Source organism: Dactylosporangium sp. CA-139114 (assembly GCF_050955725.1).
Lineage (GTDB): Bacteria > Actinomycetota > Actinomycetes > Mycobacteriales > Micromonosporaceae > Dactylosporangium.
The window spans coordinates 7,512,188-7,532,741 of record NZ_CP192080.1 but is presented as its reverse complement, the minus strand read 5'-3'; the positions used below and the strand labels follow the sequence as shown (position 1 = coordinate 7,532,741).

Genomic DNA, 20,554 nt, shown 5'->3' with positions numbered 1-20,554 from the left:
CGTCCATGGATAGTTGGCATCAACTATTCCAGGGGATGGGGGCTGGTCATGGCCGGGATCGGCAGCGCGGTGGTCATCGGGGGCGGGATCGGCGGGCCGGTCGCGGCGATGGCGCTGCGGAAGGTCGGCATCGAGGCGACGGTCTACGAGGCGTACGACGGGCCGGCGACCGGCGTCGGCGGGGCGCTCGCCATCGCGCCCAACGGGCGGCAGGCCCTCGCCGCGATCGGGGCCGACGAGCAGGTCGCCGCGGCCGGGCGGCCGATGCGCTCGATGGTCATGCAGAGCTGGACGGGCAAGCGCCTGGCCGAGTTCGCGGCCCCGCCGCGGCTGCCCGAGCAGCTGCTGATCTGGCGCTTCGAGCTGTACCGCGCGCTCTACGAGGAGGCCGCCCGGCGCGGGATCCGCATCGAGCACGGCAAGCGGCTGGTCTCCCTCGACGGTCCGGTCGCCCGGTTCGCCGACGGCAGCACCGCCGCCGGGGACATCCTCGTCGGCGCCGACGGCATCCGCTCCACGGTCCGGCGCGCGATCGACCCGGGCGCCCCGTCCCCGCGCTACGCCGGGCTGCTCGGCTTCGGCGCCCGGTGCGCCGGCGACGGGCTGGAGCCGACCGGCCCGAGGATGCACATGCTCTTCGGCAAGCGGGCCTTCTTCGGGTACCAGATCGAGCCCGACGAGGCCGGCTGGTTCGCGAACCTGCCCCACCCGACGCCGATGACCACCGCCCAGGCCCGCGCGATCGGTGCCGAGGAGTGGCTGCGGCGCATCGCCGACGCGGCGCGCGACGATCGCGGCCCCGTGCTGGAGATGGTCCGGCGCACGCGCCCCGACGAGCTCGTCATCACCGGCGCCCTCGAGGACATTCCGAGCGTCCCCGTGTGGCATCGGGATCATGTCGTACTGGTGGGAGACGCCGCCCACCCCACGTCCCCGAGCTCGGGCCAGGGCGTGTCGCTCGCCGTCGAGAGCGCCGTGCAGCTGGCCCGGTGCCTGCGCGACCTGCCCGTCGAGCGCGCCTTCGCCGAATACGAGCGGATGCGCCGCGAGCGCGTCGAGCGGATCATCAGGATGGCGGCGCGCACCAACGCCGGCAAGGCGGCCGGCCCGATCGCCCGGGTGCTGCGCGACGTGCTCATGCCGATCGCGATGAAGGCGTTCGGCGACCCGGAGCGGTTCGCCTGGCAGTTCGACCACCCGATCGACTTCGACGCCCCCGTGGCGCCGGCCGCGGCGGTCGCCGGCACCGCGCGCTGACGGCTGGTCCACGGTCTCCCGGGCCCGGCTATCCGTCGTATGCCCCGGCGAGGTATAAATCCGATATGTCGCGGCGCGGAGCGCCCGACATATCGCGTCCGAGCGCGGCACCGGGCCCGTAGCATCGGCGCCATGGACGACGAGCTCGACACGCTGCCGAAGATCGGGGCGCCGGCGACCCGCGCGCTGCACAACGCCGGGTACACGAGCCTGCGCCGGCTCGACGGGGTCGCGCGGGCCGAGCTCGCGAAGCTGCACGGCATGGGCCCGAAGGCGCTCGGCATCCTCGACGAGGCACTGCGCCGCAACGGGCTCGCGCTGCGCTGACCGGGCTGCGCGCCGCCGGCCTGGCTCAGGTGCGCAGGTGGGTCAGGACGGCCAGGACGCGCCGGTTGGTGTCCGGCAGGGCGGGCAGGCCCAGCTTCACGAAGATGCTGCGGATGTGGGCCTCGACGGTGCGCTCGGCCAGGAACAGCCGCTCGGACACGGCCACATTGGACAGTCCCTCGGCCATGAGGGCCAGGATCTCGCGCTCGCGGTCGGACAGGGCGCCGAGGCCCTCGTCGTCGCGGCGGCGGGGGCGGCGCATGACCCGCTCCACGACGAGCGGGTCGATCGCCGTGCCGCCCGCGAGCACCCGGCGCACGTCGGACAGGAAGCGGTCGATGTCGGTGATGCGGTCCTTGAGCAGGTAGCCGACGCCGGCCTCGCCCTGCTCCAGGATCGTGACCACGTCGCGGGTCTCGATGTACTGCGACAGCAGCAGGATCGCCAGCCCCGGCTCGTCGCGGCGCAGGCGCAGGGCCGCCCGCAGCCCCTCGTCGGTGAAGCTCGGCGGCATGCGGATGTCCACGATGACGGCGTCGGGGCGCTCCCGCGCGACCAGCCGCAGCAGCTCCTCCGCGTCGCCGGCCGAGCCGACGACGTCGAAGCCCTCGGCGGCCAGGAGCCGCTCGAGCCCGACGCGCAGCAGCAGCGAGTCGTCGGCGAGGACGAGCCGGTCGGTCATGGTGCCGCCTCCGTGACGTCCGCCGCGGTCATCGGGAGCCTCGCGGTGAGCCGGGTTCCGCCGCCGGGCGGGCTGTGCAGCAGCAGGCGCCCCCCGCACGCCTCGACCCGGTCGCGCAGCCCCTCCAGGCCGCCGCCGGGGACGAACGCGGCCCCGCCGCGGCCCGTGTCGCGCACGAGGACGACGAGGTCGCCGTCGACCGCGGTGAGCCGCAGCTCCACGTCGCCGGAGCCGCCGTGCTTCTCGGCGTTGGTGACCGCCTCGAGGGCGACGTAGTACGCGGTCGCGGCGGTCTCGTCGCCGAGGGCCGCGCCGCCGGCCCGGTCGTCGACGCGCACCGCGACGCGGGAGCGCTCGGCCAGGCTCTCCAGGGCCCCGGCCAGGCCGTGCAGGACGAGCGCGGGCGGGTTCATGCCCCGGGCGATCTCGCGCAGCTCCGCCACGGCGGTGTCGAGCTCGGACAAGCCCTGGTCCAGCAGCGCGGAGGAGCCGGCGGCCCGCTGGGCGCGGCGCAGCAGCAGGGCGGCGGCGATGAGCCGCTGCTGCACGCCGTCGTGGATGTTGCGCTCGATGCGGCGCCGCTCGGCGTCGGCGGCCTCGACGATCCGGCGCCGGGAGCGGCGGACCTCGTCGAGGCGGAGCTGGTTGTCGAGGACCAGGGCGGCCATGCGCAGCACCGCGTGCAGGACGTCGGGGGCCGCGGCCAGGGCGGGATCGTGCGCGAGGGCGCCGACCTCGCGGCCGCCGACCCGCAGCGGGGTCAGGGCGGCGCGCGGGTGGTCGTGGGCGTGCGCGGCGATCTCGTCGAGGGCGAGGACCTCGAGCGTGGGGTCGCCGAGGCCGGTGCGCAGCGCGTCGCGCAGGGCGGCCGGGGCGGGCTGCTCGGCGCCGAGGGCGGCGACGAGCGAGCGGATGGCCGGCGGGGGCGGCTGGCTGCGGGCCAGGCTGAGCCAGGCGCCGACCGGGATCGCGGCGCTGCCGGCGTAGTAGGCGATCTGGGGGCCGGAGCCCGGGACGTACCAGTCGGCGCTGACGATCGCGGTCGCGGCGACGTTGAGCAGGTTGGCGATCCAGAACGGGGTGTAGGCGGCACGGTACAGCGGGGTCGCCGCACGGTACCGGTGCAGCAGGAAGAGCAGCAGGAACACGCCGACGGCCGGATAGGTCGCGGCCCGCACCTGCAGCAGGCCCGCGATCCCCGGCGGGTGCCCCGGCGTCAGCCACCACGCGAGCAGGGCGGCCGGCCAGAACAGGTAGCCGGCCAGGGCGGTGGCGTGGTCGAGCCGGCCGCGCAGCCGCCCGACCGGGATGACCAGCGCGCAGTGCAGCACCAGCGGCTGGTACACCATGCCCAGCATGAGGTCGTCGCGGAACAGCCCCGGCAGCGCCACGCGGCCGGCCCCGTCGGCGAGCCAGCACAGGCCGGCGGCGAGCATGAGCGGGCCCATCCGCGAGTCGGGCCGTTCGCGCCACATCCGCAGGCCGACCTCGGTGTGCAGCAGCCCGGCGGCGACGAAACAGGCCAACTCCCACGCGCCGAACTCGCCCCGGCCCAGCACGGCGACGGCGACCGCCGCGGCCGCCGCCAGGCTCCGCAGGGCCGTGCGCACCCTCGTATCGTCGGGCACCCGACGCATCAGGGGAATACGTGCTGGCACTGATGTCGGGGATCCGGGCCGATCCCTACCTTGAGCCGCATGCGAACCCTCATCATCCCGGCCGCGGCGCTGCTGATGCTCGCGGCCTGTGCCAGCCCCAAGCCGGCGCCCACGGTCGCCGCCCCCGCCGCGACCAGTGCCGCCGCCCCGACCAGTGCCGCCGCCCCGACCAGCGCCGCGGCCGCGCCGGCCCCGGGCAAGCTCACCCTCGCGCTCGTCAAGCAGCAGGTCGAGCCGGCGTTCGCCAAGGACCCCGACTGCCCGAAGGGGGAGTGGGTGACGGACCCGGCGAACATCGACGCCAAGTACCGGGCGAACGTGTCGGCGTTCGCGGAGTACGACTGCCACCTGACGGACGGCGAGATGGTGCCGCACCGCGTCGCGCAGGCGATCTTCGTGACGTTCAAGGACCCGCACGCGCTCGACGACTACGACCAGAACGAGCTGGGCATGGTCCCCTCGCTCGTCGACGGCACCACTGTCGTGGTGATCGGGGCGGGGCTCAAGACCGTGGACATGCGCCAGACGCTGCGCGCCATCGAGAAGGCGTGCGAGTGCGGCCACGTCACCTGAGCCGTGGCCGCGTGGCACGATCGAAGGCATGACACTGGCAGTCCTGGGCACCGGAATCATGGGCGCGGCGATCGCCCGCAACTGGCTCAAGGCCGGGCAGGAGGTGCGGGTGTGGAACCGCACCCGCGGCAACGCCGAGCCGCTCGCCGCCGACGGCGCGATCGTGGCCGGCAGCCCGGCCGAGGCCGTCTCCGGCGCGGACACGGTCGTGACGGTGCTGTTCGACGCGGCCTCGGTCGCCGAGGTCATGCGGGCCGCGGCGCCGGGGCTGGCCAAGGGCACGCTGTGGCTGCAAATGAGCACCGTCGGGGCGGCCGGCGCCGACGAGCTGGCCGGGCTCGCCGACGAGCTGGGACTCGTGTACGTCGACGCGCCGGTGCTGGGCACCCGCGGGCCGGCCGAGCAGGGCAAGCTCAACGTGCTCGCGTCCGGCCCCGCGTCGGCGCGGGCGCGGGTCGAGGAGCTCTGCGCGCCGATCTCGGCCAAGGTGACCTGGCTGGGCGAGGCGGGGCAGGGCAGCCGGACCAAGCTCGTCGTGAACAGCTGGGTGGTGACCGCGACCGCCGCGTTCGCGCAGAGCGCCGCGCTGGCCGACGCGCTCGGGGTCGACTTCCTGCCGCTGATCGAGGGTGGGTCGCTGGACTGGCCGTATGCGCACCTCAAGGGCCCGCTCATGCGCGAGCGCGAGTATCCGGTGGCGTTCCCGGCCGAGGGGGCGGCCAAGGACGCCCGGCTCGTGGGGGAGCTGGCGGCGGCGGTCGGCGTCGACTCGTCGGTCGTGGACACGGCGCGGGAGCTGCTCGAGGAGGCGGTGGCGCGCGGGTGCGGGGAGGACGACATGGCGGCCGTCTACGAGGCCATCCGGTCGCCCCGGTGACGCTGAGCCGGCGGCGGCTGCTCGGCCTCGGGGCCGCCGCCGTGCTGACCGGGTGCGGCGCGCCGTCCAGGGTCGCGCAGGCCCCGGCGGTCACCCGCTACGAGGCCGGGCTGCGCGCCGCGGCCGGGCGGTATCTCACGGCCACGCCGGAGAACCCGCGGTTCCCGCTCTACCCCGGCGCCGTCGTGCTCGCGGCCGTCGGCGGGCGCGTGGCCGCGCACTTCGCGGTCGGGGACGCGGTGCGCTACGCGGCCGACAAGACCGAGCTGCCCGTCGCCGAGCGGGTCGCGGCCCGCGCCGGCACCGTCTACGACCTGGCGTCGCTGACCAAGACGTTCACCGCCGTGCTCGCCCTGCGCCTGGCCGAGCAGGGGCGGCTCGACCTCGACGCGCCGGCGATGCGCTACCTGCCGTCCTTCGGCGCCAAGCCCGGCATCACGGTCCGGATGCTGTTCACGCACACGTCGGGCCTGTCCAAGGACACGCCGCTGTCCGGTGACACCCCCGGCGAGCGGCTCGCGTTCATCCTCGGCCAGCCGCCGGTCGCGCCGCCCGGCAGCGGCTTTCTCTACGCCGACCAGAACTTCATCGCCCTGGGTGCGATCGTCACCGCTCTGCGCGGCGAGCGCCTCGACACCCTCGTGCGCCGGGAGATCGCGGAGCCGCTGGGAATGGCCGACACCGGGTACCTCCCGCCGCCGGCCCTGCTCCCGCGCGTCGCCGCGACCGAGGGCGGCATCCGCGGCACCGTCCACGACCCGTCCGCGGCCGCGCTGGGCGGGGTGGCCGGGCACGCGGGCATCTTCGCCACCGCCGCGGACCTCGCGCTGTTCGGCCAGGCGCTGCTCGACGGCGGCGGGCCGCTGCTCAAGCCGTCCACGGTGGAGCGGATGCGGACCGACGCCAACGCCCGCTTCGGCCCGGCGGCCGCGCACGGGCTCGGGTTCGACGTCGACCAGAGCTGGTACATGGGGCGGCTGTCCGGCCACGGCGCCTTCGGCCACACCGGGTTCACGGGCACGTCGATGGTGCTGGACCCGCACCGCCGCGCGCTGCTGCTGCTGACCAACCGCGTCCACCCCGACGCGACGCGGGGCAGCGTGAACCCGGCCCGCAAGGCCGCCGCGAACGTCCTCGCCGACGCCTAACCGGCTCGTGCGACCGGTACGGCACCCGCTCAGTCCTCGCCCACGGCCGGGGTCATCACGACCGTCCACGTGCGCACGGTGACCGCGAGCAGCCCCGAGCGCACGGCCTCGTCGTCCTGCTCGGCCAGGCGCACCGCGTCCTCCAGGCTCGCCGCGGCCAGCACGGTCATGGCCTCGTCCACCGAGCCGTCCGTGTCGTCGAAGGGGCCCGCGGCCACTAACGTCCCGTCCTCCGCGCGCCGGCTGAGAAACGCCAGGTGCTCCCGGAAGCCTGGCTGGTCGGTGACCCGCACGGCCGGGTCGGCGGCCGGGCCGGGGCGGTGCTGCAGGACGAACCAGATGCGCGGCGTCATGCCCACCAGGATCGCACCTCGTCAGGCGAGAGGTGGCGGGGCGGTCGATGAACGCACGACGAGTTCCGTGGCCAGCTCCACGTGCAGGGCGTCGAGCTCGTGCTGCTCCAGCAGCCGGACCAGCAGCGACACCGCCATGCGGCCCATCTCCGGCAGTGGCTGGCGCACCGTGGTCAGGCCGGTGGCCTGGGCCAGGTCGAGATCATCGAAGCCGGTGATCGAGAGGTCCTGCGGCACCCGCAGGCCGCGCTCGGCCGCGGCCCGCAGCGCGCCGACGGCGGCCTTGTCGTTGAAGCAGACCAGCGCGGTCGGGCGGCCGGGCTGGTCGAGCAGCTCGCCGGCGGCGCGGTGGCCGCGCTCGGTGGTCGGCTCGACGCTGCGCAGCAGCTCCCCGGACGGCAGCACGCCGACGTCGGCCAGGGCCGCGTTGTGCCCGGCGAGCCGCGCGTCGCTGGCCAGCCACTCGGTCGGGCCGCCGATGACGCCGATGCGCCGGTGCCCGAGCTCGACCAGGTGGCCGGTGAGGCGGCGGGCGCCGGCGAAGTGCGCGGCCGAGACCGAGACGATGTCGCGGGGCAGCGTCGTGCGCGGGTCGACGACCACGAACGGCATCCGGCGCCGCTGCAGCTCGACGAGGTCGTCGCCGGGCTCGGGGGGCAGGATCACGATCACGCCGGTGACGCCCTCGCGGCCGTCGAGGTCGGCCAGCAGCGGGGTGCGCTGGGCCGCCTCGCCCGCGGTGAGCACGAGCTGGCGGCCGTGCAGGGTCAGCGTCTCGGCGATCGAGGAGACGATCAGGCCGAAGTAGTCGGTGAGCACGTACGGGCAGCGCACGAAGACCGTCCCGCCCTTGGGCTTGCCGCTCACCCCGATGCGGGCCCGCAGCCGCTCGGCCGCCTCGTGCACCAGCGCCCGGGTCGCGGGCGTGACCGCGTGGTGGTCGTTGAGCGCGCGAGAGACGGTCGCGATCGACATCCCGGTCTCGGCCGCGATGTCGCGCACGGTCACCCGTCGACGGCCCGCCATCGTCGCCTCTTTCTCTTAAGAGTCTTGACAGTCAATCCTCGCAGCGGTTTGCTGATGCCCAGCGATGTTACAGGACGTTTCATTCCGTTACATCGCCGTCGGCGTCCGCACCGCCTTCACCCTGGCCTAGGAGGCCACATGAGACTTCGCTACGGGATCGCCGCGCTCGCGGCGGCCGCCCTTGGCGCGGTTGGTTTCGTCGCCGCGCCGCACGCGCTCGCGGCCGGCGAGTCCGTGAACGTCTGGCTCACCACCACCAGCGACGCCGGCGGCCGCACCGTCACCCGCGGCCTGGCCCAGCAGACCGCCGTCGGGTTCAGCTCCGGCACCGGCGGCAGCGGGCAGAACATCACCGTCAACGACGCCACCCGCTACCAGACCTTCACCGGCGGCGGGGCATCGTTCACCGACACCGCGGCCTGGCTCATGAACAGCTCCGGCGCGCTGTCGGCGAGCACCCGCACGGCCGTGATGCAGAAGCTCTTCGACCCGGTCAACGGCATCGGCCTGAGCTTCCTGCGCAACCCCATGGGCGCCTCGGACCTGGCCCGCACCGGGTACTCCTACGACGACCGCCCCGCCGGCCAGACCGACCCGAGCCTGACCGGCTTCAGCATCGCCCACGACCTCGCCGACGTGCTCCCGCTGACCAAGCAGGCCCAGCAGCTCAACCCGAAGCTGACCACGATGGCGAGCCCGTGGACGGCACCGGGCTGGATGAAGGACAGCGGCAGCCTCAACGGTGGCTGGCTGCAGGCCCAGTACTACGCGGCCTACGCCCAGTACTTCGTGAAGTACGTCCAGGCCTACCAGGCGCAGGGCGTGAAGGTCGACTTCGTGACCCCGCAGAACGAGCCCACCTGCTGCGCCGGATACCCGTCGATGAGCTGGAACGCCAACGGCCTGGACTACTTCGTCGGCTCGAACCTGCTGCCGGCCTTCCACGCGGCGGGCCTGTCGACGAAGGTGCTCGTGCACGACTGGAACTGGGACGTGTACGACTCCTACGCGGCCCAGTCCGTCAACGACGCCGCGATCCGCAACGACTCCCTCTTCGGCGGCATCGCCTGGCACGGCTACGGCGGCGACGTCACCAAGCAGACGTCGGTGCACAACCAGTACCCGAGCCTCGACGCGTACAGCACCGAGCACTCCGGCGGCACCTGGATCGCCAACCAGCAGCAGGAGGACATGCTCAACCTGATCGACTACGGCCGGAACTGGTCCAAGAGCTTCACGAAGTGGAGCCTGGCCGTGGACCAGAACATGGGCCCGCACTACGGCGGCTGCGGGACCTGCACCGGCCTGATCACCGTCCACAACGGGGACTCGCGCTCCGGCCAGGTCGACTACACCATCGAGTACTACACGATGGGCCACCTGACCAAGTTCGTGCAGCCCGGCGCCTGGCGCGTGGACTCCACGGCGAACGCGAGCGTGCCGAACATCGCGTACCTCAACACCGACGGCACCCGCGCGCTCATCGCGTACAACAACACCGGCAGCACCCAGGCGGTGACCGTCAACTGGAACGGCCAGCACTTCACCTACAGCCTGCCGACCAAGACCTCGGCGACGTTCACGTGGAAGGCCGGGACCACGACCACGCCGTCGCGGACGGGGCAGATCACCGGCCTCGGCGGCAAGTGCGTCGACGTCGCCGGGGCGAGTTCCGCGAACGGCACGGCGGTGCAGCTCTACACCTGCAACGGCACCGGCGCGCAGCAGTGGACGGTCGGCACCGACGGCACCATCCGCGCGCTGGGCAAGTGCCTCGACGTGACCTCGGCCAGCTCCGCGGACGGGACGAAGATCCAGCTGTACGACTGCAACGGCTCGGCCGCGCAGAGCTGGACGGCGAACGCGGACGGGACGCTGCGCGCGCTGGGCAAGTGCCTCGACGTCACCGACAACTCGACGGCCGACGGCGCGCGGCTGCAGATCTGGACGTGTTTCGCGGGCGCGAACCAGCGCTGGACGCTGCCCGCATAGAAAACGCCCGGGTCCCGGACGGCGACGGTGGGGTGGTCGTCCGGGACCCGGTCGCTATGGTCGCGGCCATGCTGGTCATGGTGATCGGGACCTTCCGCGGCGGGCAGCCCCGGCCGGAGTACGAGCGGGCCCGGGACGCCGGTTAACCCGGGTGAAACGCCCCGGGCGGAGCATGGTGGGCATGGTCGACGAACGCGCGCAGCTCGAGGTCGCCCGGCTCGGCGAGAGCCGGATCGACTCGCCGCTCTCGGCGCTGCTGCGCCGGCAGGGCACCACGCGGCACTACGTGGACGAGGCGGACCGGGTGCTGCTGGACGACACCGTCGCGCTCGTCGCCGCCCGCGGGGTCCCGGTGGCGGAGCTGCCGGGGTTCGAGCCCGGCGGCCCGCGCTCGAAGATCTACTTCGACCCGTCCAAGACGCGGGTCGGCATCGTCACCTGCGGCGGCCTCTGCCCGGGGCTCAACGACGTCATCCGGGCCCTGGTGCTGGAGCTCACCAACCACTACGGGGTGCGCCGGATCGTGGGCTTCCGCAACGGCTACCAGGGGATGACCGCGCGCTACGGCCGGCCGGTCGTGGACCTGAGCCCCGACGTGGTCGCGGGCATCAACGAGTACGGCGGCACCATCCTCGGCACGTCCCGCGGCAACCAGGACCCGGACGAGATCGTGGACTGCCTGGAGCAGCTCAGCATCAACGTGCTGTTCGTGATCGGCGGCGACGGATCGATGCGCGGCGCGCTGCGCATCGCCGAGACGGTCGCGGAGCGGGGCCTGCGCATCGCCGTCGTCGGCGTGCCCAAGACCATCGACAACGACATCCCCTACATCGAGCGCTCCTTCGGCTTCCAGACCGCGTTCGGCAAGGCGACGGAGGCGATCCGCGCCGCGCACGTCGAGGCGACCGCGTTCCCCAACGGCATCGGGCTGGTGCAGCTCATGGGCCGGCACTCGGGGTTCATCGCCTGCTACGCGGCCCTCGCCAACAACGACGCCGACTACGTGCTCATCCCCGAGGTGCCGTTCGCGCTCGACGGGCCGGGCGGCTTCCTCGAGCACCTGCGCCGCCGCGTCGTGGACCGCGGGCACGCGATGGTGGTCGTGGCCGAGGGGGCGGGGCAGGAGTACCTGTCCGCGAAGGGGCGCGACGCCTCGGGCAACGTGCGGCTGGAGGACTTCGGGCGGTATCTGCGCGGGCGCATCGCCGAGCACTTCGCCGCCGCCGGGGTCGAGGCCAACCTCAAGTACATCGACCCGAGCTACACCATCCGCAGCGTGCCGGCCGATCCGTACGACAGCGTGTACTGCATCCGCCTGGCCCACGCCGCCGTGCACGCGGCGATGGCGGGGCGCACCGAGATGGTGGTCGGCCGCTGGCGGGGCCGGTTCGTCCACGTGCCGATCGCGCTGGCCATCAGCTCGCGCAACCTCGTCGACCCCGACGGCGACCTGTGGCTGTCCGTGCTCGAGGCGACCGGACAGCCACCGGTCTTCGCCTGAGCGCTCAGCCGGCCCGGCGGGCGCGGACGGCCGCGGCCAGCTCGTCCAGCAGCGCCTCCGTCGTGTCCCAGGACATGCACGCGTCCGTGACGCTCTGGCCGTAGGTCAGCGCGCCCCCGAGATCCTGCCGCCCGGCGACGAGGAAGCTCTCGAGCATCACCCCGGCGATCCCGTCCTGACCGGCCGCCACCTGCTCGGCGACCTCCCGGGTCACCGTCGCCTGCCGCACGTGGTCCTTGCCGCTGTTGCCGTGGCTCGCGTCCACCACGAGCCGGCGCGGCATCTGCGCCTTCTCCAGGCGGGCGAGCGCGTCGGCGACGTCGCCCGGCCCGTAGTTCGGGCCGGTCCGCGCGCCCCGCAGGATGATGTGGCAGTCGGGGTTGCCGGCGGTGGACACGACCGCGGCCCGCCCGTCCTCGTCCACGCCGAAGAACACGTGCCGGCTCGCGGCGGTCCGGCACCCGTCGATCGCCACCTGCACGTCGCCGTCGGTGCCGTTCTTGAAGCCGACCGGCATCGACAGGCCCGACGCGAGCTGGCGGTGCACCTGGCTCTCCGGCGTCCGGGCGCCGATCGCGCCCCACGAGACGGCGTCGGCGATGTACTGCGGGCTGGTCGGCTCCAGGAACTCGCACCCGACGGGCAGGCCGAGCGCGAGCACGTCGAGCAGGAGCTCGCGGGCCAGGCGCAGGCCGCGGGGCACGTCGAAGGTCTCGTCCAGGCCGGGGTCGTTGATGAGGCCCTTCCAGCCGACGGTGGTGCGGGGCTTCTCGAAGTACACCCGCATGACCACGGCGAGATCGGCGGACAGGCGTCCGGCCGCGGCGGCCAGGCGCCGCGCGTAGTCCACCGCCGCCACGGGGTCGTGCACCGAGCAGGGCCCGACGACCACGAGGAGCCGGTCGTCGGCGCCGGTCACGATGCGGTGCACGGCGTCGCGGCCGCGCTGCACGACCGCGGCCCGCTCGTCGTCCATCGGTAACTCGGCGGTGAGCTCCCGCGGCGAGAACAGCGGGCGGTAGCCGGTCACGCGGAGATTGCTGGTTTCCATGCCCGTCTCGGTTCCTTCCAAGGGAGGCGGGCCCGGTGACACCCAGCGCCCGCCGTCTGACACGACGAAGGGCAGAGACGACGACGTCTCTGCCCTTGCTGGCTCCGGGTGAACTAGGTCAGCGCGAACAGCCGCCGGCTCCACCCGGAGCCACGGTAAACGCGCGATAACCCAGCATCACGCGGCCACTGTACCGCACGGGCGGGCCCTTCGGCCCTGCCGCCCCGGTCCGGCCCCGGCCTACGGTCGGCTCAGATGCGAAGGAGGACCGCCATGAGCCGGTGGAATGTCGCGGATGTCATGACCTTCGGGGCGGTGTCGGTGACCGAGGACACCCCGTTCAAGCAGATCGTGGACCTGCTCGAGGCGCACGGCGTGAACGCGGTACCGGTCGTCGACGACGCCGACCGCGTGATCGGCGTGGTGTCCTCGGCCGATCTGCTGCCCAAGATCGAGCGCGCGGGCGCCAAGCGGCACGCGACCGCGGCCGGCGAGCTCATGACCGCCCCGGCGATCACGGTCTCCGGCACCGCCGCGCTGCCCGGGGCCGCCCGGGTCATGGAGGCGGCCGGGCTCAAGCGCCTCCCCGTGGTCGACGCGACCGGCCGGCTGCTCGGCATGGTGACCCGCCGCGACCTGCTCAAGGTCTTCCTGCGCAGCGACGAGGAGATCCGCCGCGAGGTCGCCGGGCTCTGCGCGCGCACCGGCGTGCGGGCCGAGGTCGCCGACGGCGTCGTGACCCTGCTCGGCCAGGTCGGGCGCGAGGCCGCGATCCCGATGTTCGTCCGCCGGGTCGAGCGGGTCGACGGCGTGGTCGACGTCGTCAGCCTGCTGGGTTAGCCGCCGGTCAGCACCTGGTCCAGCTCGTGCCTGATCCGGCCGCCGGCCGCCGCCAGCACCGCGACCGTGCCCTCGTCGTACTGCCCGCTCAGCCGGTGCAGCGCGCAGTGGGTGCCGATGGTGTGCCCGTCGTCGGTCGCGATCGGCACCCCCGCGTAGGAGTGCAGGCCGGCCGCCGCGAGCCGGCGGCCGTCGACGTCCCCGCCGGTGTCCAGGGCCACGTCGGCGATCACCTGGGGCCGGCCCTCGACGACCACCCGGCTGCAGAAGGACCACTCGGCGGGGGCCCCGCCGACCGCGGCGGTCATGCTGCGCGCCGCGCCGTGCGTGGCCAGGGTCAGCACCGCCCGGTCGAGCAGGATGTTCACGGCGGTGAGGGAGCCGGGCAGGCGCTGCGCCGTCTCCGCCGTGATGACCCCGAGGGCGTGGCGCAGCGCGGGGTCGTCGAGGTCGTACCGCGTGATCGCACGCAGCCGGGCGAGGTCGCTGAGGTGTTCGGTCACTGGACGACCCCGGTGTCGAGTTCGGACCGCACGAGTGCCCATCGGCGCCGCGGCAGCCCGGTTGAGCAGAATGCAACGTGCACGAAGGACCACCGACGAGAGGATGTCCGCGTGGCTGAGGAGAACGCCTGGCTGCGGCGCAAGGCCGAGGAGCCCGGGCACACCGGCTGGTATGTCCAGCGCTTCCGGGACCTGGCCGCCAGGGGGGAGGACCTGGCCGGGGAGGCGCGGTTCATCGACGCGATGGTGCCCCGCCGGGCCCGGATCCTCGACGCCGGCAGCGGCACCGGGCGGGTCGGTGCGTTCCTGCACGCCGCCGGCCACGAGGTCGTCGGCGTCGACCTCGACCCCGAGCTGGTGGCCGTGGCCGAGCAGGACCACCCGGGCCCGTCGTGGCTGGTCGGCGACCTCGCCGAGCTCGACCTGCCGGCGCCGGGCTTCGACGCCGTCGTCTGCGCCGGCAACGTCATGGCCTTCGTCGCGCCCTCGACCCGGGTGGAGATCCTGCGCCGGTTCAAGGCGCACCTGCGCGAGGGCGGGCGGGTGGTGGTCGGCTTCGGCGCCGGGCGCGGCTACGCCTTCGAGGACTTCCTCGCCGACGCGGCCGCCGCCGGACTGTCCCGGGACGTGCTGCTGTCGACCTGGCAGCTGCACCCGTTCACGCCGGAGTCGGAGTTTCTGGTGGCCGTTCTGCGCTGAAGAGGCGCTAGTGTCTGGGCGATGCTGGGGCTGGTGTTCGGGGCGCTGCGGGCTCGGCGGGTGCAGGCACTGGTGATGCTGGCGCTCGCGGCGGTGACCGTGGTCGCGGCCGGGGCCGCCGCCCGCGTCGCCGGGACCGCCGCGCAGGACGCCGCGCGGGCCCGGGTCGCGGCCGCCACCGTCGCCGAGCGCACCCTGCACGTGCGCGGCACCGTGGCCCCCGGCGACCGGCCGGAGGACACGCTGCGGCGGATGGGCGACCTCGTCCACGTGCCCGTGGACGAGCGCTCCGGCGGCCTGCGCCTCGCCGGTGACCTCGTCGGCCCGGCCGGCGTCCGGCGGCAGAGCGCCGAGCTGCGCTCCGCCGAGCGGCTGTGCGCGAACCTGACGCTCAGGCAGGGCCGGTGCGTGCACGCCGACGGCGAGGTGGTGCTCCCGCAGGAGCTGGCCCGGCTGCTCGGCGCCGGTGTCGGCGCGAAGCTGGTGCACGAGACCGGGCTGACCGCGACGCCCGTGCCCCTGCAGGTCGTCGGCATCTACGCCCCGGCGGACCCGGCGGGCTGGTTCTGGGCCGGCCAGGACGGGGCGGCCGCCTACACCACCGCGCCGACGGTCACCGCGGCCGGGGCGACCGTCACCGCCACCTACGACGCGGTGCTGGAGCCGGCGGCGTTCGACGACGCCGCCGAGCTGCGCACGGTGCTCGACCGGCTGCGGACGGCCCGCCTCGAGGTCACCTCCGGCGCGGCCGCCCTCGCCGACGCCGTGGCCGCCGACCGCCGATCGGTGCGCCGCGGGATCGGCCTCGCCGAGGCGCAGATCCTGCTCTTCGGCGGCCTGGCCGTCGCGGTCGCGGCCGCCTACGCCGCCCAGGAGCGCCGCGGCGACGCCGCCCGGCTGGCCGTGCGCGGCCTGCCCCGCTGGCGCATCCGGGCCGCGAGCGCCGGGCAGAGCCTGGCGCCGCTCGCGCTCGGCTCGATCTGGTCGCCGCGGCTGTTCGCGGCCGGGGTCGTCATCGTCGCCGCCGCCGATTGGAGTGCCACCCGCGGCGGGGTCACCGAGCTCATGCGCGACGTGCGCCCGCGCCGCCCCCTCGCGGCCGCCACCGCCGAGGTCTGCGCGCTCGGCCTGGCCGCCGCGGCCCTCTTCCAGCTCGTCGCCGCGCCCGCCGCCGACGTGCGCCGCGACACCGGCTTCGGGCTGGCGCAGGTCGCCCCGATCCTCGTCGCGGCCGGCCTCGGGGTGCTCGGGACCCGGCTGCTGCTGGCCGGCGCGGGCCTCTACGGGCGCCACGCCCTCGCCGTGGGCCGGCTGAGCGGGGCGCTGGCGGGGCTGACGCTGGGGCGCCGGCGCACCGCCTTGCGCATCATTCCCCTGCTCGCCGCGGCCACCTGCGTGCTCGCGCTGGCCGCCCAGGACTGGCAGGGCGGCGACTCCGCCCGGGCCGGGCGGGCGCGGGTGGAGCTGGGCGCCGACCGGGTCCTGCGCGTCGCCCCGGTCGCCCGGGAGCGGCTGCTCGCCGCCGTCCGCGCCGCCGACCCGGGCGGGCGCGAGGCGATGGCCGTGGTCGTCACCGGCGCCTCCGCCGCCTCGCCGGTCGTCGCCGTCGACGCCGCGCGCCTGCGCGCGGTCGCCGGGGTCGACGGTGCCGCGCTGCACCCGGGCGCCCCCGCGCCGCTGCGGTTCACCGGCACCGACCTGACCCTGCGCGCGAGCGGCGACGGGGACCGGGTGCGGTTCCTGCTGGCCGCCGAGGGCACCGGCGAGCAGACCGTGGCCGAGTTCGGGCCGCTGTCGGCGGGGGCCGGGCCCCTCACCGCCGTCGTCCCGGCCTGCGAGCGCGGCTGCCGCGTGGAGGCGGTCGAGGCCGGCGGCGCGCTCAAGGCCCCCGTCGAGCTGCGCGAGCTCAGCGCGGGCGGCACGACCGTCATCGCCGGGGACGTCTTCGCCGACCCGGCCCGCTGGCGCACCACCGTGGCCCAGGCGAGCGCCGGCATCCAGATCGCGCAGACCGGCGGGGTGCTGCGCATCGGCGAGGCGCAGGCGCGCACCCGGCGGCCGGTGGACAGCCGGTTGTACGTCATCGACGCCCCGGTGCCGCTGCCCGCCCTGGCCGCCGGGGGCGCCGCGGACAACGACCGCCACGACCAGCCCGCGGGGAGCGTCTTCGGGGTCACGGTACCGCTGGCGCCCCGCCCGGCCGCCCTCGTCCCGCGCGGCGGCGGCTCCGGCATCGTCGTCGACCTGGAGTACGCGGCGCGGATCGCGGCCGTGGCCGTCGGCGCCGTCCCGTCCGCCGAGCGGCCCGAGGTGTGGCTGGCCGCGGGGGCCGGCGACGCCGTCATCGGGCGCCTGCGCGCGGCCGGCCTCGACGTCACCGGCAGCGACAGCGCCGCCGCGGCCACGGACCGGGCCGGCCGGCTCGCCCCGGCCGTGGCCGCGCTCGGCGACGTGGCCGGGGCCGGGATCGTGCTGCTGCTCGCCGCGGTGGCCGCGTTCGTGGTCGCCGCCGTCGACCGCCGCGACCGCGACGCGCAGACGGCGGCCCTGCGCCGGCAGGGCGTGCCGCGCGGGCTGCTGGCGCGGGTCGAGCGGCGCGCCGCGCTGGCTCCCGTGCTCGTGGCGGTGGTGCTGGGCGTCGTGTCGGCGGTACTGCTGCGGGCCCTGGCTCCTCCACCCGTGCGGGCCTTCACGGACCCGTGGCCGGTGCGGCCGCCCGCGATCCAGCCCCTGGCGCTGCTGCTCGCCGGGCTGGCCGCGCTGGTGGTCTTCGGCGCCGTCGCGCTGCTGCGGGCGGGGCGCCGATGACCGCGCTCGTGCTCGGGATGCTGCGCTCGCGCCCCGGCCGGGCCCTGACCGTCGCGCTGCTGACCGCGCTGGCGACGGTCGCGGCCGTGGCCGCGCCCGTCTACGTCGAGCGCACCGACCGGCGCATCGTGGACGCCGCGGTCGCGCAGGCCTCCGTCCGGGAGCGCGACATCCTCGTCAGCGGCACCGTGGAGTCCGGCAACGACGGCACGATGCCGAACACGTTCGAGCGGCTCGGCTCGGGCTGGCTCGACGCGCCCGGCTACGCGTCGGTCTTCTCCTCGCAGTTCGCCGCCCAGCCGGCCGAGGTCCCGGTGGCCGACCCGGAGCAGCTGTCCCGGGTGGTGTACCGCGAAGGCCTCTGCGAGCACGTGGTCGTCATCGCCGGGCGGTGCCTGATGGGGACCGGTGACGCGGTGCTCGGCGTGCGCGCGGCCGATCGGCTGCACCTGCGCCCGGGCGACGCGGTCGCGCTGACCGGCTCGATGTTCGACTCCACGCAGAACCGCTACCTCGCGGCCGGCCCGGCCACGCCGCTCACCGTCGTCGGCATCGTGCGCGCGGCCGACGGCACCGACCCGTACTGGGGCGGCGGCGGCGCCCTGACGGACGCGGGCGGCCCGGCCTTCGCGGTCGACCGGCGCACCCTGGCCACCTTCGCGCGCCCGGCGGACCTGCAGACGTTCGACGCGTACCCGACGCCGGGCGCGATCAGCGTGCCCCACCTCGGCGAGCTGCGCGAGTGGGTGGAGGCGTCGCAGCGGCGCGCCAACAGCGGCGCGCGGCTCACCACCGACCTCGGCGGCCTGCTGGACCGCATCGACGAGCGCCGGGCCGAGGTGCGCCGCACGGTGCCGTTCGCCGTCGCCCCGGTGCTGGTGCTCGCGTGGGCGGTCATCATCCTCGCCGTGGCCGCCGCGACCCGGGCCCGCCGCTTCGAGCACGGCGTGATCGCCCTGCGCGGCGTGTCCCGCCCCGGCCGCTGGTGGCTGGCGACGGGCGAGACGCTGGTGCCGATGCTGCTCGGCGCCCTGGCCGGCTTCACCGCGATCGGCGGGTGGGGCACCCCGGGGGCGTTGCTCTACGCGGCCGTGGCCGTGCTCGGGGCGCTGCTGGCGGGGCTGGCGGCCGGCATCCGGACCGTCTCCGGCCCGGTCACCGCCCTGCTGCGCCGCATCGATGTCCGAAGTGGACGGTGGGGCGCCCGGCTGGCCGCGTTCGCCGCCGTGGCCGCGGCCGTCGCGACGGTGCAGGTCCGCGGCTCCAGCGGCGGGGTGGCCGCCCTCGCGCCCGCCCTGGTCCTGCTCGCCGCCGCGCTGCTGGCCGCCGTCGCCGCGCCCGCCCTCGCGGCCGTCCTGGGCCGCGCGGCCCTGCGCCGCGGGCGGCTCACGGGCGCGCTGGCCGGGCTGTGGCTGGCCCGCCGCCCGTCGTCGGCGCGCCTGCTCGCCGTCCTGGTGGTCGCCCTGTCCTCGCTGGCGTTCGCGGCCGCGGCCACCACCACGGCCGAGCGGCGCCGCGCGGAGCAGGCCGAGCGGGAGTTGGGGGCGGCAACGGTACTGTCCGTCGGCGCCCCGAGCCGCCGGGCGCTGCTCGACGCCGTGCGCGCCGCCGACCCGGACGGGCGCTACGCCATGGCGGTCGTCCCCTTCCCGGGCGGCCTGGCCGTCACGTCGCCGTTCGTGGGCTTCGGCCCCGGCCACGCCGCGCGGCTGCACCCGTCCGGCCTGCGGGAGCGCACGGTGGTGCGGGGAACGTCGCTCAGCCTCGACCTCGACGTCACCCGCCTCGACCGCACCGACGACGCCTTCTCGGCGGTGCTCGCCCCGCTCGACGGCCGCCCCAACGCGACGGTCGAGTTCGGCGCCGTCCTGCCCGGCCGCCACACGTACACGGCCCCGGCCGCCTGCGCCGGCGGCTGCGTCCTGCTGCAGGTGGCGTTCCGCCTGGCGCCGTACGCGGGCCCGGCGCTGGAGCTGACCTGGCACGACCCCCCGTCCACGGCCTGGCGGCCCCCGCCCGGCGGCACGGCCACGGCCCAGGGCGGCGACCTGCTGCTGCGGGTGCCGCCCGGCCCGGGCCCGGCCACCGGCGTGCTGCGCCCGGACGACGGCCCGGCCACGCTCCCGGTGGTCTCGACGGGACCACTGCCGCCGGACGGCGGGCTGACCGTCTTCGACCGCCAGCGCCCGCTGACGGCCGAGGTGGCCGCGACCGTCCCGCGCCTGCCGCGGCTGGGCACGAGCGGGTTGCTGGTGGATCTCGAGTACGCGGACCGGCTCAGCGTGGACAGCACCGCGACGGGGGCGGAGGTCTGGCTCGCGGCGGACGCGCCCGCGTCGGTGACCGACGCGATCGCGGCCGCGGGCGTGACGGTGGACGAGCGGCGCACGATCGCCGGCGCACGGGCCGCCCTGGCGGGGGAGGGCGCGGCCCTGGGCCTGCGCTTCTACCTCGTGGCGGGCGTGCTGGCGGTGGTGCTCGCGGCCGCGGCGCTGCTGAGCGGGGCGGTCGAGGGCTCGTCGGGTGATCTGCGGGCGCTGCGGGCCCAGGGGCTGTCCGGCCGCCGCGCCCGCGCCGTCGAGCCGCTCGCGGGCGTGCTGCTGGTGGTGTTCGCGGGGTTGGCGGCGGTGCCGGCGACGGCGGCAGCCTGGGCCGCGGGCGCGCCGCCGCAGCTGCGCGGCTGGCCGCCGCTGGGCCCGCCCGCCTCGGCACTGGCGGCGGCGCTGGCGGTGCTGGCCGTCGTCGCGGTCCTCACCACCACGGGTCAGGCGCGGCGGCGGATGAAGGCGTGAATGCGGGCCGCGATCTCGGGCAGGCCCTCGGAGCCGTCCACCACCAGGTCGGCGAGCTGGCGGCCGGGCGCCACGGTCCGCGCGTGGGCCTCGCGGCCGCCGCCGAGATAGGCGCGCAGCACCGGGCGCGGGTCGTCCTGGCTCAGCGCGCGGCGGGCCAGGCTCAGGTCCAGGGGCGTGTCCACGTAGACGGTCCAGCGCGCGGCCCAGCGGATCGGGGGCAGGGCCAGGGCGTACACCCCCTCGACGACGACGAGCGGGGCCTCGTCGTGCTCGTCGAGGCGCTGCTGCAGCGACGGCAGGTCCACGCTGTGCTGGTCCGGCCCGGCGCTGTCGGCCAGGCCCACCACCTTGGCGTCGACCAGCTCGGCCACGGCGCCGGCGATGCTGCTCTTGCCCGCCCCCGCCGGGCCGCCGATGACGAGCAGGGGCGGCAGCACGCGCATCACGAGGCGTGACCCTACCGT

The 20,554-nt window shown here is 75.7% G+C and carries 18 protein-coding genes and 1 pseudogene; 12 read left to right on the top strand and 7 right to left on the bottom strand.

Going from position 1 to position 20,554, the window contains the following annotated elements; genetic code table 11:
- Nucleotides 1-48 precede the first annotated feature (48 nt).
- Both ACQP2P_RS33485 and ACQP2P_RS33480 read left to right on the top strand, forming a co-directional pair.
- Nucleotides 49-1,257, top strand: a complete 1,209-nt coding sequence (locus tag ACQP2P_RS33485) for an FAD-dependent oxidoreductase (RefSeq protein ID WP_433607692.1) — start codon at nt 49-51, stop codon at nt 1,255-1,257.
- Between the two features lie 132 nt (nt 1,258-1,389).
- Complete coding sequence (locus tag ACQP2P_RS33480) at nt 1,390-1,584, top strand: DNA-binding protein (protein ID WP_433607690.1); 195 nt, start codon at nt 1,390-1,392, stop codon at nt 1,582-1,584.
- Between the two features lie 25 nt (nt 1,585-1,609).
- On the opposite strand, the gene ACQP2P_RS33475 is transcribed toward ACQP2P_RS33480, so the two are convergent.
- Nucleotides 1,610-2,266: a response regulator transcription factor gene (locus ACQP2P_RS33475; protein ID WP_433607688.1), complete on the bottom strand. Its 657-nt coding sequence runs from the start codon at nt 2,264-2,266 to the stop codon at nt 1,610-1,612.
- Nucleotides 2,263-3,876 (bottom strand): sensor histidine kinase, encoded by a 1,614-nt coding sequence (locus ACQP2P_RS33470; RefSeq protein ID WP_433607686.1) that lies wholly within the window; start codon nt 3,874-3,876, stop codon nt 2,263-2,265. The genes ACQP2P_RS33475 and ACQP2P_RS33470 overlap by 4 nt, the downstream gene beginning before the upstream one ends.
- An 87-nt stretch (nt 3,877-3,963) precedes the next feature.
- Between ACQP2P_RS33470 and ACQP2P_RS33465 the strand changes: the two genes are divergently transcribed.
- From ACQP2P_RS33465 to ACQP2P_RS33450, 4 genes and pseudogenes are all read left to right on the top strand, one after another.
- Nucleotides 3,964-4,497: a hypothetical protein gene (locus ACQP2P_RS33465; RefSeq protein ID WP_433607684.1), complete on the top strand. Its 534-nt coding sequence runs from the start codon at nt 3,964-3,966 to the stop codon at nt 4,495-4,497.
- Between the two features lie 7 nt (nt 4,498-4,504).
- Nucleotides 4,505-4,939, top strand: a pseudogene (locus ACQP2P_RS33460) (NAD(P)-dependent oxidoreductase); the annotation flags it as partial.
- On the top strand, nt 4,916-5,374 hold the full coding sequence (locus ACQP2P_RS33455) for an NAD-binding protein (RefSeq protein ID WP_433619363.1): 459 nt from the start codon (nt 4,916-4,918) through the stop codon (nt 5,372-5,374). The pseudogene ACQP2P_RS33460 and the gene ACQP2P_RS33455, both read left to right, overlap by 24 nt.
- Nucleotides 5,371-6,522 carry a serine hydrolase domain-containing protein gene (locus tag ACQP2P_RS33450; protein ID WP_433607682.1) on the top strand — a complete coding sequence of 384 codons (1,152 nt, stop codon included), beginning with the start codon at nt 5,371-5,373 and terminating at the stop codon, nt 6,520-6,522. Before ACQP2P_RS33455 ends, ACQP2P_RS33450 begins: the two co-directional genes overlap by 4 nt.
- 29 nt (nt 6,523-6,551) lie before the next feature.
- On the opposite strand, the gene ACQP2P_RS33445 is transcribed toward ACQP2P_RS33450, so the two are convergent.
- Both ACQP2P_RS33445 and ACQP2P_RS33440 read right to left on the bottom strand, forming a co-directional pair.
- Nucleotides 6,552-6,875, bottom strand: coding sequence for a YciI family protein (locus tag ACQP2P_RS33445; protein ID WP_433607680.1), 324 nt, complete (start codon nt 6,873-6,875; stop codon nt 6,552-6,554).
- A 21-nt stretch (nt 6,876-6,896) separates the two neighbouring features.
- Nucleotides 6,897-7,901: a LacI family DNA-binding transcriptional regulator gene (locus ACQP2P_RS33440; protein WP_433607678.1), complete on the bottom strand. Its 1,005-nt coding sequence runs from the start codon at nt 7,899-7,901 to the stop codon at nt 6,897-6,899.
- A 138-nt stretch (nt 7,902-8,039) separates the two neighbouring features.
- Here ACQP2P_RS33440 and ACQP2P_RS33435 point away from each other — a divergent pair, with 138 nt between their 5' ends.
- Together ACQP2P_RS33435 and ACQP2P_RS33430 are read left to right on the top strand one after the other, a co-directional pair.
- Nucleotides 8,040-9,893 (top strand): ricin-type beta-trefoil lectin domain protein, encoded by a 1,854-nt coding sequence (locus ACQP2P_RS33435; RefSeq protein WP_433607676.1) that lies wholly within the window; start codon nt 8,040-8,042, stop codon nt 9,891-9,893.
- Between the two features lie 181 nt (nt 9,894-10,074).
- Nucleotides 10,075-11,394 (top strand): ATP-dependent 6-phosphofructokinase, encoded by a 1,320-nt coding sequence (locus ACQP2P_RS33430; RefSeq protein ID WP_433607674.1) that lies wholly within the window; start codon nt 10,075-10,077, stop codon nt 11,392-11,394.
- A 4-nt stretch (nt 11,395-11,398) separates the two neighbouring features.
- Here the strand turns inward: ACQP2P_RS33430 and ACQP2P_RS33425 are convergent, their stop codons facing one another.
- Nucleotides 11,399-12,445, bottom strand: coding sequence for a 3-deoxy-7-phosphoheptulonate synthase (locus tag ACQP2P_RS33425; RefSeq protein WP_433607672.1), 1,047 nt, complete (start codon nt 12,443-12,445; stop codon nt 11,399-11,401).
- A gap of 273 nt (nt 12,446-12,718) precedes the next feature.
- Between ACQP2P_RS33425 and ACQP2P_RS33420 the strand changes: the two genes are divergently transcribed.
- Complete coding sequence (locus ACQP2P_RS33420) at nt 12,719-13,285, top strand: CBS domain-containing protein (RefSeq protein WP_433607670.1); 567 nt, start codon at nt 12,719-12,721, stop codon at nt 13,283-13,285.
- On the opposite strand, the gene ACQP2P_RS33415 is transcribed toward ACQP2P_RS33420, so the two are convergent.
- Complete coding sequence (locus ACQP2P_RS33415; protein ID WP_433607668.1) at nt 13,282-13,788, bottom strand: GAF domain-containing protein; 507 nt, start codon at nt 13,786-13,788, stop codon at nt 13,282-13,284. The two genes, ACQP2P_RS33420 and ACQP2P_RS33415, sit on opposite strands and share 4 nt — an antisense overlap.
- 111 nt (nt 13,789-13,899) lie before the next feature.
- On the opposite strand from ACQP2P_RS33415, the gene ACQP2P_RS33410 reads away from it, so the two are divergent.
- From ACQP2P_RS33410 to ACQP2P_RS33400, 3 genes are read left to right on the top strand one after another with little or no spacing between them, the layout of a single operon-like run.
- Entirely contained in the window at nt 13,900-14,487 is a 588-nt protein-coding gene (locus ACQP2P_RS33410) for a class I SAM-dependent methyltransferase (protein WP_433607666.1), read from the top strand.
- Between the two features lie 21 nt (nt 14,488-14,508).
- A complete protein-coding gene (locus ACQP2P_RS33405) occupies nt 14,509-17,295 on the top strand; it encodes a hypothetical protein (protein ID WP_433607664.1) in 2,787 nt (928 codons plus the stop codon).
- Nucleotides 17,292-20,087, top strand: a complete 2,796-nt coding sequence (locus tag ACQP2P_RS33400) for a hypothetical protein (RefSeq protein ID WP_433607662.1) — start codon at nt 17,292-17,294, stop codon at nt 20,085-20,087. The genes ACQP2P_RS33405 and ACQP2P_RS33400 overlap by 4 nt, the downstream gene beginning before the upstream one ends.
- Here the strand turns inward: ACQP2P_RS33400 and ACQP2P_RS33395 are convergent.
- Nucleotides 20,060-20,536: a hypothetical protein gene (locus ACQP2P_RS33395; RefSeq protein WP_433607660.1), complete on the bottom strand. Its 477-nt coding sequence runs from the start codon at nt 20,534-20,536 to the stop codon at nt 20,060-20,062. The two genes, ACQP2P_RS33400 and ACQP2P_RS33395, sit on opposite strands and share 28 nt — an antisense overlap.
- Between the last annotated feature and the right edge of the window lie 18 nt (nt 20,537-20,554).

What these genes read in the sequence shown, in the direction of transcription:
- ACQP2P_RS33435 (WP_433607676.1), top strand. Translation starts at nt 8,040, where the DNA reads ATGAGACTTCGCTACGGGATCGCCGCGCTCGCGGCGGCCGCCCTTGGC.
- ACQP2P_RS33420 (WP_433607670.1), top strand. Translation starts at nt 12,719, where the DNA reads ATGAGCCGGTGGAATGTCGCGGATGTCATGACCTTCGGGGCGGTGTCG.
- ACQP2P_RS33425 (WP_433607672.1), bottom strand. Translation starts at nt 12,445, where the DNA reads ATGGAAACCAGCAATCTCCGCGTGACCGGCTACCGCCCGCTGTTCTCG.
- ACQP2P_RS33480 (WP_433607690.1), top strand. Translation starts at nt 1,390, where the DNA reads ATGGACGACGAGCTCGACACGCTGCCGAAGATCGGGGCGCCGGCGACC.
- ACQP2P_RS33485 (WP_433607692.1), top strand. Translation starts at nt 49, where the DNA reads ATGGCCGGGATCGGCAGCGCGGTGGTCATCGGGGGCGGGATCGGCGGG.
- ACQP2P_RS33475 (WP_433607688.1), bottom strand. Translation starts at nt 2,266, where the DNA reads ATGACCGACCGGCTCGTCCTCGCCGACGACTCGCTGCTGCTGCGCGTC.
- ACQP2P_RS33440 (WP_433607678.1), bottom strand. Translation starts at nt 7,901, where the DNA reads ATGGCGGGCCGTCGACGGGTGACCGTGCGCGACATCGCGGCCGAGACC.
- ACQP2P_RS33430 (WP_433607674.1), top strand. Translation starts at nt 10,075, where the DNA reads ATGGTCGACGAACGCGCGCAGCTCGAGGTCGCCCGGCTCGGCGAGAGC.
- ACQP2P_RS33465 (WP_433607684.1), top strand. Translation starts at nt 3,964, where the DNA reads ATGCGAACCCTCATCATCCCGGCCGCGGCGCTGCTGATGCTCGCGGCC.
- ACQP2P_RS33405 (WP_433607664.1), top strand. Translation starts at nt 14,509, where the DNA reads ATGCTGGGGCTGGTGTTCGGGGCGCTGCGGGCTCGGCGGGTGCAGGCA.
- ACQP2P_RS33400 (WP_433607662.1), top strand. Translation starts at nt 17,292, where the DNA reads ATGACCGCGCTCGTGCTCGGGATGCTGCGCTCGCGCCCCGGCCGGGCC.
- ACQP2P_RS33445 (WP_433607680.1), bottom strand. Translation starts at nt 6,875, where the DNA reads ATGACGCCGCGCATCTGGTTCGTCCTGCAGCACCGCCCCGGCCCGGCC.